The organism is Microbacterium sp. (genome assembly GCF_047606685.1).
GTDB lineage: Bacteria > Actinomycetota > Actinomycetes > Actinomycetales > Microbacteriaceae > Microbacterium.
This window is the reverse complement of sequence record NZ_JASGEC010000025.1, coordinates 1-8,425: the sequence shown is the minus strand read 5'-3', so window position 1 is coordinate 8,425 and position 8,425 is coordinate 1. Positions and strand designations below refer to the sequence as shown.

The 8,425-nt window shown below is 71.7% G+C and carries 11 protein-coding genes; 4 read left to right on the top strand and 7 right to left on the bottom strand.

Annotated features, from left to right (window positions below):
- From QM611_RS02985 to QM611_RS02975, 3 genes are all read right to left on the bottom strand, one after another.
- On the bottom strand, positions 1-251 hold a 251-nt coding region (locus QM611_RS02985; RefSeq protein WP_415078417.1), incomplete at its 3' end, for a hypothetical protein.
- The gene (locus tag QM611_RS02980) at positions 248-469 is read right to left on the bottom strand and encodes a helix-turn-helix domain-containing protein (protein ID WP_415078416.1); all 222 of its coding nucleotides are present in this window, start codon (positions 467-469) and stop codon (positions 248-250) included. The genes QM611_RS02985 and QM611_RS02980, both read right to left, overlap by 4 nt.
- The gene (locus QM611_RS02975) at positions 469-945 is read right to left on the bottom strand and encodes a DUF2975 domain-containing protein (protein ID WP_415078415.1); all 477 of its coding nucleotides are present in this window, start codon (positions 943-945) and stop codon (positions 469-471) included. The genes QM611_RS02980 and QM611_RS02975 overlap by 1 nt, the downstream gene beginning before the upstream one ends.
- A gap of 90 nt (positions 946-1,035) precedes the next feature.
- Here QM611_RS02975 and QM611_RS02970 point away from each other — a divergent pair, with 90 nt between their 5' ends.
- A complete protein-coding gene (locus QM611_RS02970; protein ID WP_415078414.1) occupies positions 1,036-1,866 on the top strand; it encodes an LLM class F420-dependent oxidoreductase in 831 nt (276 codons plus the stop codon).
- A gap of 22 nt (positions 1,867-1,888) precedes the next feature.
- Here QM611_RS02970 and QM611_RS02965 read toward each other — a convergent pair whose 3' ends face one another.
- Positions 1,889-2,977 (bottom strand): P1 family peptidase, encoded by a 1,089-nt coding sequence (locus QM611_RS02965; protein WP_415078413.1) that lies wholly within the window; start codon positions 2,975-2,977, stop codon positions 1,889-1,891.
- A gap of 155 nt (positions 2,978-3,132) precedes the next feature.
- Between QM611_RS02965 and QM611_RS02960 the strand changes: the two genes are divergently transcribed.
- The 3 genes from QM611_RS02960 to QM611_RS02950 are packed head-to-tail and all read left to right on the top strand — an operon-like array spanning position 3,133 to position 5,443.
- Positions 3,133-4,599, top strand: a complete 1,467-nt coding sequence (locus QM611_RS02960; protein WP_415078412.1) for an APC family permease — start codon at positions 3,133-3,135, stop codon at positions 4,597-4,599.
- Between the two features lie 8 nt (positions 4,600-4,607).
- Positions 4,608-5,300, top strand: a complete 693-nt coding sequence (locus QM611_RS02955) for a TetR/AcrR family transcriptional regulator (RefSeq protein ID WP_415078411.1) — start codon at positions 4,608-4,610, stop codon at positions 5,298-5,300.
- Positions 5,297-5,443: a hypothetical protein gene (locus QM611_RS02950; RefSeq protein ID WP_415078410.1), complete on the top strand. Its 147-nt coding sequence runs from the start codon at positions 5,297-5,299 to the stop codon at positions 5,441-5,443. The genes QM611_RS02955 and QM611_RS02950 overlap by 4 nt, the downstream gene beginning before the upstream one ends.
- A 176-nt stretch (positions 5,444-5,619) precedes the next feature.
- On the opposite strand, the gene QM611_RS02945 is transcribed toward QM611_RS02950, so the two are convergent.
- The 3 genes from QM611_RS02945 to QM611_RS02935 form a co-directional block, all read right to left on the bottom strand.
- A complete protein-coding gene (locus QM611_RS02945) occupies positions 5,620-6,132 on the bottom strand; it encodes a hypothetical protein (protein WP_415078409.1) in 513 nt (170 codons plus the stop codon).
- On the bottom strand, positions 6,072-6,701 hold the full coding sequence (locus QM611_RS02940; protein ID WP_415078408.1) for a DUF222 domain-containing protein: 630 nt from the start codon (positions 6,699-6,701) through the stop codon (positions 6,072-6,074). The genes QM611_RS02945 and QM611_RS02940 overlap by 61 nt, the downstream gene beginning before the upstream one ends.
- Before the next feature lie 203 nt (positions 6,702-6,904).
- A partial coding sequence (locus QM611_RS02935) for an amidase (protein ID WP_415078407.1) occupies positions 6,905-8,425 on the bottom strand: 1,521 nt, incomplete at its 5' end.

The window sequence follows — 8,425 nt, the reverse complement described above, 5'->3', positions numbered from 1 at the left end:
GGCCGCGCCGCGGCCGCGGGGACCCTCGGCACGCGGTCCAGCACGGCCTGCCGGGCCCGCAGGGCCGCGGCAGCGGTCTGCGAGGCATCCCACAACTCCGCGCCGACCTCGTGGAAGTCGGCTCCGCACGCGCGGCATCGCTGCTCGTGCACCGAGCGCGCGCCGCACGCGGGGCACGATGCCGCATCGAGCAGGCGCTCCACCGCGACCGAGCTCCACGACGGAGCGACCGCCGGGGCGACGGCGCTCACGCGTCGCCTGCGGGCTCGGGCTCCCAGCGCAGGATGTCGCCGGGCTGGCACTCGAGCACACGGCAGATCGCGTCGAGCGTCGTGAAGCGCACGGCCTTGGCGCGCCCGTTCTTGAGCACCGACACGTTGACGGGGGTGATGTCGATCGCGGCGGCCAGCTCGGAGACCGACATCTTCTTCTTCGCCAGTTCGACGTCGAGGTCGATGATGATGGGCATCACACGACCTCCGACAGGTCGTGCTCGAGCTGCATCGCCTTGCGCAGCAGGCCGCGCAGCACGACGATGAGCAGCGACAGACCCGCGCCCACGACGATGCCGAGCAGGCACAGGATGAGAATCGACGGGCCCGACGCCGGGGCCGCTTGCAGCAGGGCGAGCGAGCCGACCACGAGCAGCGTGGCGACCACGACCGCGGCCAGGCTCAGATCGACCCACACGAACGCTCGAGGGCTGAAGATGCTGTCTCTGCCGACGAGCGACAGCAGGCTCCACACACAGAGGAGCACGACCTGCGCGCACAGCGTGAACACGATGCCGATCACGACCCCCGGCGCCTGCAGGTAGGCGAGCTCGGGGTAGCGCACGGCCATGGCGCCCGCGACGCCGGGCAGCACCCAGAGCTGGCAGGCGAGCAGGAGCGCGAGGAGCAGGACGATGAGCCCTTTGAGGGCGATGATCGTGGCGCGATGCATGATAAACCTATCGATAAACGATTAGTTGATATCGATAAACAATACACACTCGCGGCTGGAAGACAAGCCGGAGTCGCTAAAGTCGCGGACATGGCCGTGCACCCCGCATCCCACCGCCCCGTCCGCATCGGCGTGCAGCTCGCGCCGCAGCACGCGACGTACGCGCAGTTGCGCGACGCCGTGCTGCGCGCGGAAGACCTCGGCGTCGACGTCGTCTTTACCTGGGATCACTTCTTCCCGCTCACCGAGCCGCTCGACGGCCCGCACTTCGAGGCGTGGACCGTCTTGGGCGCGTGGGCCGAGCAGACCGAGCGCATCGAGTTCGGGCCGCTCGTGAACTGCAGCTCGTATCGCAACCCCGACCTGCAGGCCGACATGGCCCGCACCGTCGACCACATCTCCGCGCGGTCGTCGGGGGTGGGCAGGCTCGTGTTCGGCACCGGATCGGGGTGGGCGGAGCGCGACTACGACGGGTACGGCTACCCGTTCGGCACGGTGGGGAGCCGCTTGGACGCGCTCGCCGAGGACCTGCCGCGCATCCGCCGCCGGTGGGAGGCGTTGAATCCCGCGCCGACGCGCCGCATCCCGATCCTCATCGGTGGCCAGGGCGAGCGCAAGACGCTGCGGCTGGTCGCGCAGCACGCGGACATCTGGCACACCTTCACGCGGTTCGACGACCTGCCGCGCAAGATCGGCGTGCTGCACGCGTGGTGCGCACGGGAGGGGCGGGATGCGGCGGAGATCGAGCTGTCCACCGGCTTCTCGATCCGCGGCTTCGGGCCCCTGCTCGACGGCGGCGGGGTCGAAGCCCTGCACGAGTTGGGGTTCCGGCTCCTCGTGCCGACCGTCGACGGGCCCGACTACGACCTGGCGGTCGTGGAGCCGCTGCTGGAGTGGCGTGACCGCGTGAACGGGGTCTGACCCCGGGCGCGGGCGTCGCAGCTCACGCGCCGAACGCGGCGCGCACCTCGTCGTGCGGCAGGGCGTACGAGACGTGCCCGTCGCGGCCGCGGGTGTCTCGCGCGGCGACCAGCGCGTTGACGACCGCCTCTTCCACCGACTGCACGACCGCCTCGTACAGGGGGTCGACCGCGCCCCACGGCACGACCTCCAGGCTCTCCAGCTCGCCAGACCACCCCATGCGCGAGGAGAGCGCGTCGGGGTTCGCGGTCGAGAAGGCGAGGAAGATGTCGCCCGAGAAGTGGCTGCCGGTCGTGCCGGTGCGCGCCAGCCCGAGCGGGACGCGCCGCGCCAGCGCCGCGCACTGCCCGGGCAGCAGTGGCGCGTCGGTCGCGACGATCACGATCACGCTGCCCGCTCCCGGCGCCGGCCGGGCCTGTGCCGTCTCGCGCTCGAACCAGTCGGTGTTCTCCATCGGGCAGTCCGCGGCCGAGCGAGCGCCGAGCGGCACTCCCGCGATCCGCAGCTCGGCGCGGCTGCCGAAGTTGGCTTGCACGTACGCGCCGACGGTCCACCGGTGCGCGCCCGCCGCGACGACGCGCGACGCGGTGCCGGCGCCGCCCTTGAAGCCGTAGCAGTTCATGCCCGTGCCACCGCCGACGCTCCCCTCGGCCACGGCCCCGCTGCGCGCGTTCGCCAGGGCTTCGCGCGCGTGCCGCGACCGCACGTGCCCGCCGTTGATGTCGCTGAGGTAGCCCGACCACGTCTCGCCGACGACCGGCAGCATCCACTGCGCCGACACCTCGGGATGCGTGGAGTGCACCCACTGGTCGACCCCGCGGTGCACGGCGCCGACGGCGTGCGAGTCGGTCAGCGCGATGGGCATCGTCAGCGCGCCCGCCTCGTCGATCCACGTGCGTCCGGTGAGCTCGCCGTTGCCGTTGAGCGAGAAGGTGCCGGCCGCGCACGGGATGCCGACACCGTCGCGTCCGCGGGGAAGGATGGCGGTGACGCCGGTGCGGACGGCGTCGGGGTCGGCATCCGTCCCGTGCTGCAATGTCGTGTGCCCGACCTCGACGCCCGGCACGTCGGTGATCGCGTTGAATGCGCCCGGCGCTCCGTCGAAGGGCACTCCCAGATCTCTCGCCCGCACAGCGTTTGGCACTTTCGCTCCCGTCGTTGTTGAACGATCGTTCGAACTGTGTGACGTTTACGTTACAGCTCTTGACGGGCGCAAAACGAGAAGTTTGAATGCACGTTCAGGCGCAGCTTTCGTGAGGAGAAGCCATGTCCGAGACCACCACCACCGGAACGACGAGCGGCACTCTGGCCGCGGGGAAGTTGCGCACGTGGGACATCGTGTTCTTCGTCATGTCGGCCGCGGCGCCGCTGACGGTCGTGGTCAGCGCCGCGCCCACCACGTTGCGGCTCGGCGGAATCGGCGCGGCCGGCGCGATGCTCGCGTGCGGAATCGTGCTGATCCTGTTCGCGACGGGGTTCACCGCGATGTCGCGGTATGTGCGCAACGCCGGCGCCTTCTACGCGTACGCGGCGCGCGGCCTCGGCCGCCCGGCCGGCATCGGCACGGCGTTCGTCACGATCTTCGCGTACGTGGTGCTGTCGATCTCGTTCTACGGGTTCATCGGCTTCTTCGGCCAGCTGACGGCCAGCAGCGTGTTCGGCATCGACGTGTCGTGGGTGGTGTGGTCGCTGCTCGCCGCCGCCTTGGTCGGCCTGCTCGGCTACCGCAAGATCGACGTCGGCGCGAAGGTGCTCGCGGTGCTGCTGACCGCGGAGGTCGCGATCCTCGTCGTGCTCGCGGTCGCGGTGCTCGTCCAGGGCGGCCCCGAGCCGCTGTCTGCGGCGCCGTTCGACCCCGCCAACGTGTTCTTCGCGCCGGGGGCGGCGGCCCTGTTCGTCGTCGGCTTCGGGGCGTTCCTCGGGTTCGAGGGCACCGCGATCTACGCCGAGGAGGCCAAGGACCCCGAGCGGACGGTGCCGAATGCCACGTACATCGCGGTCGCGTTCCTCGCCGCGTTCTACGCCTTCATGTTCTGGGTGGTCACGGTGGCGTTCGGCGTCGACGGCGCGCTCGCCCTCGCGGCATCCGACGACTTCGAGGGCATGATGTTCATCGCCGGCGAGAGCTACCTCGGCGCGTGGGCGGGCATCGTGATGCAAATCCTCATCGTGACGAGCTTCTTCGCGTGCGTGCTCGCGTTCCACAACGCGTCGAGCCGCTACCTGTTCGCGCTCGGCCGTGAGGGGCTGCTGCCGCGCCGGCTCGCGCGCACTCACGCGAAGACCAACGCGCCGCACGTCGCGAGCCTGGCCATGAGCGTGATCGCGATCGTCGCGATCCTCGTGGCGTTCGCGCTCGGGGCGGACCCCTTCCTGCAGTTGGCGATCTGGACCTACGCCACGGGCGTTGCCGGCCTCATCTTCGCGCAGGGCGTCGCGGCCGTGTCGGTGGTCGGGTTCTTCGCTCGCGACCGCCGCGGGCACGGCGCTTGGCGTGTGATCGTGGCGCCGGCGCTCGGCGGCCTCGGGCTCATCCTGGGCTGGGTGCTGATCGCCTCGAACTTCGAGATCGTGACCACGATGACCGGGCCGGTCAACGCGCTCCTGCTCCTGCCGGTGCCGGTGCTGTTCGTCGCGGGTATCGTGGTCGCGTTGCGGATCCGCAGCACGCGGCCGGACGAGTACGCGCGGCTTGCAAGCGAGGGCGAGGCGGCGCTCGACAGCCCGGGGTAGGAGGCAGGATGGCGCAGCGCAACCGCGTCGCCCGGCGGGCGGAGCTCGTCGCGGCATGCCGCCGGGTCGCGGCATCCCGAGGGCTCGGCCGGGCCAGCGTGCGATCGGTGGCCTCCGAGGCCGAGGTCAGCGTGGGCAGCGTTATGTACTACTTCGACTCGTTCGAAGAGCTCATGCACGCCGCGGTCGAGGGCGTGCTCGAGGAGTTCCACCAGCGGCGGCTGCGCATCGTGGAGAGCATTCCCGACCCGGCGGCGCGGCTGCGCGCGCTGATCGAGGCGGGTGTGCCGGATGCCATCAGCGACGACTTGCGCGTGGTCTACGAGTGCATCGGGTTTCTGCGCGATCATCCGCAGTACCTGCCTCTGCACCGCCTGATCGTGGAGCGGCAGGTCATGCTGTACCGCTCGGTGCTGGAGCTGGGCGTGGCCACCGGCGCGTTCCGCCCGACGGGCGAGCTGACCTGGATCGCGCGCAACCTCGTCGCACTCGAGGACGCGTACGACATGTATCCGCTCGTCGGCGTCGAGCTCGACCGCGCGGAGTGCCGTGCTGCGGTGGTGAGCTACGCCGAGCTCGCGCTGCAGTGCTCGCTGGCTGGGTCGGCGACCGCGATCGCACGATCCACGAGGAGGTTCGAGGACAGCGGCGCGTTCGAGTCTGCGCAACTTGTGCGTCGCGACCGGGACGCGCATTCGTGACTCGCTACGACGCGAGCTGGGCTGCCATCGCGCGAGAGTTGGGCATCGCGCTCGTCACGGCCGACCGCCGGCTGGTTGACGCAGGGCTCGCCGAGTCGCCCACCGCCGTGGCGGAGCGGTTGCGGCTCTCTGTGGACGGGTGACTACGCCACATCCCTTCCGCGGTGCGTGCGGCGGCGCCGCACGGTGACGACTTCGTGCGCCACTTTTCTGCAGTCGCGCGTGCGAATCGCACGCGCGAGTGCAGGTTTCGTGCGCGCGAGCGCGATGTTCGGGCGAGTTCGAGCACGCGTCGTCGCGGGCGGCTGAATAGTCCGGCTCAGAAAGGCGGGGGATCGCCGGCGCAGGCAAGGCTCGCCCAGTCGGTGGGGACGAACCGCACGGTGCTCGCGGGCCGCTCGCGATATCGGCGGCCGAGGGGGCTGATCCACTCGATGACCCCGCCGCCGAGTTGGCGCACGGTCCACGCGGTCGCGTGCTTGAGGGTGTGGTGGCGACGGCAGAAGTGGCACAGGCCTGCCTCGCAGGTCGGCCCGCCCCGGGCGGCGTCGATCGTGTGGTCTTCGTCGCAGCGGATCGCGGGCCTCGCGCAGCCGGGGAAACGACAGTGGTCATCGCGCGCGACGAGGTGGCGGCGCAGGTCGGCGCTCGGCCGGTAGCGGTCGACGCCCAGCGCCGCCCCCGTGTGCGGGTGGCACATGACGCGATCCCACCCGGGCGCGTGGCCGGCGAGGCGCCGGGCGGTCGCCGGATCGACGGGTCCGTATCCGCTCAGCAGCGCCGGCTGGTCGCTGACCCCGGCGAGGGTGAGCACCGGCACCGTGACGTGCACGTGGCCGGTGATCGCGGCGAACGTGTCGCCCTCGCCGTGCGCGGACGGCGCGCCGGCGAGCAGCAGCGCGCCGACATCCTGGCCGACCTGCTGCTCGCCCGCGCGAGGGAGCGAAGCCGGTTGGGAGACTCGGAGCTCGCGGCATCCAACACGCGGCTCTCGTACTCGGCGCGCACGTCGGCGTCGTCGATGACGCGGCCGGCCTCGACGATCACCCGAACGTGGCCGGAGTCGAGGTCGCCGGCCTCGAACCGCGCGAGGGTGGCGGGAAACCGCTCCACGAGACTTGTCGCCTCGCCCATGCGCACCTGCACCGTGCGGTCGGGCACGCGCGTCGCCGCGCCGAGCTCGGCCGCGATCTCGCGAAGCGGAAGGTCGCGGCCCGTCGAACGCTGCGCGGGGCGGCGCTCCATTCGCGCGATGGCGAGGTCGACGGCCTCGGCCATCAGCTTGGCCTCGCGCGCCTGCAGCGCCGCGATCTGCCGACGGGCGTCGACGACCGCCGTCACGAGCGCGTCAATAGAAGATATGTTCGCAGTGTCAAGCGGAAACAGCGGAATTTGTCGCACCTCTTGAACAGGCGAGTTTCGACCAGATATAGAAACTATGCTCTATTTGCCGGAGCGTTTCGTCTCGGGCGCGCTACGCGCGGCCTCGCTCAACGAGCGGGGCGGCGGGCCCTTCGACAGGCTCAGGGGCCGGACAGGCTCAGGGGCCGGGCAGGCTCAGGGGCCGGACAGGCTCAGGGGCCGGAGGCGCTCGGGTGCGGAGGCTAGAGGCGCGGGGTGCGGGGCGGCTCGGTGCGCCGCGCGCCCGTCGCCTCGAACGCGAGCGCCAGCCGCAGCAGTCGCGTGTCGTCGTACGCGCGCCCGGCGAAGGTGAGGCCCACCGGCATCCCGATGTCGTCCATCGTGCCCATCGGCACCGTCACCGACGGGATGCCGAGGTGCCGCATCGCGAGATTCCCGTTCGCGATCCACGTGCCGTTGCGCCAGCCGAGGTCGGCGGATGCCGGGTTCACATCCATGTCGGCCGGCCCGACGTCGGCCACCGCGGGGAAGACCACGGCGTCGAGCCCGAGCGCGTCCATCCACAGTTCGAGGTCGATGCGCCGCGTCTCCTCCAGGCCGCGCAGGCCCGATTCCAGCTCCGGCATGTCGTCCCACGTCGCGCCCGGGTGGTCGCGCACCCACTGCGGGTACTCCGCGATGTCGTCGTCGAACCCCGTGTAGCGGTCGGGAAGGGCGCCGGGCGGCGGCGGGAAGATCGTCGCGCCGTCGACGACGGCCAGCGTCGAGACCGCCGGGTCGCCGTTCGCGCCGAGGAAGTCGTCCCACGCCCACGCCGACAGGTCGACGATCTCGCGGTGCAGGTACTCCGGGCTGACAAGACCGCGCGTCGCGATCGTCGGCGCGCCGGCGCGATCGCCCTCGTAGTTCGACACGACGGGGAAGTCGGTCTCCACGACCGTCGCACCGGCCGCCTCAAGGTCGCGGCGCGCCGCCTCCCACAGCGCGATCACCGACGGGCGCGTCTGGATGCGCTGCCCGGTCGGCCCGCCGATGCCGGTGCCGGTTCCCGCGTCCGGGTCGGCGTTGAGGTACATGCGCGGGATGCCGACGCGCACGCCGCTGAGGTCGGCCGCGCGCAGCCCGACGTAGGAAGGGGGACGGATGCCGCTGGCCCGCGGGATCTCGACCCACGGCTGCACTCGCCAGAAGTCGCCGCGCGTCTCGGCGTCGTCGGCGACGATGACTTCGAGCACCTCGAGCAGGTCGGCCATCGTCCGCGTGTGCGGCACGACGACGTCCATCGTCGGCACGAGCGGCCAGTTGCCGCGCACCGAGATCACACCGCGCGACGGGGTGTACGCGCACAGCGCGTTGTTCGACGCGGGGCCGCGTCCGCTCGACCACGTCTCCTCGCCGAGCCCGAACGCGGCAAACGACGCCGCCGTCGCGGTGCCCGAGCCGTTGGACGAGCCCGACGCGAACGGCGCCGTCAGGTAGTCGGCGTTGTACGGGCTCTCGGCGCGGCCGTACACGCCGCGCTGCATGCCGCCGTTGGCCATCGGCGGCATGTTGGTGAGCCCGAGGCAGATGGCCCCGGCATCCCGCAGCCGCCCGATCGTGAACGCGTCGCGCTGCGCGACGAGCTCGGCGAACGCGGGCGAGCCGGCCGCCGCGGTGAGCCCGCGCACGAGGTAGGAGTCTTTCGCGGTGTACGGGATGCCGTCGAGCGGCCCGCGCGCCCGGCCGGCCGCGCGGCGGGCGTCGGACGCCGCCGCCTCGGC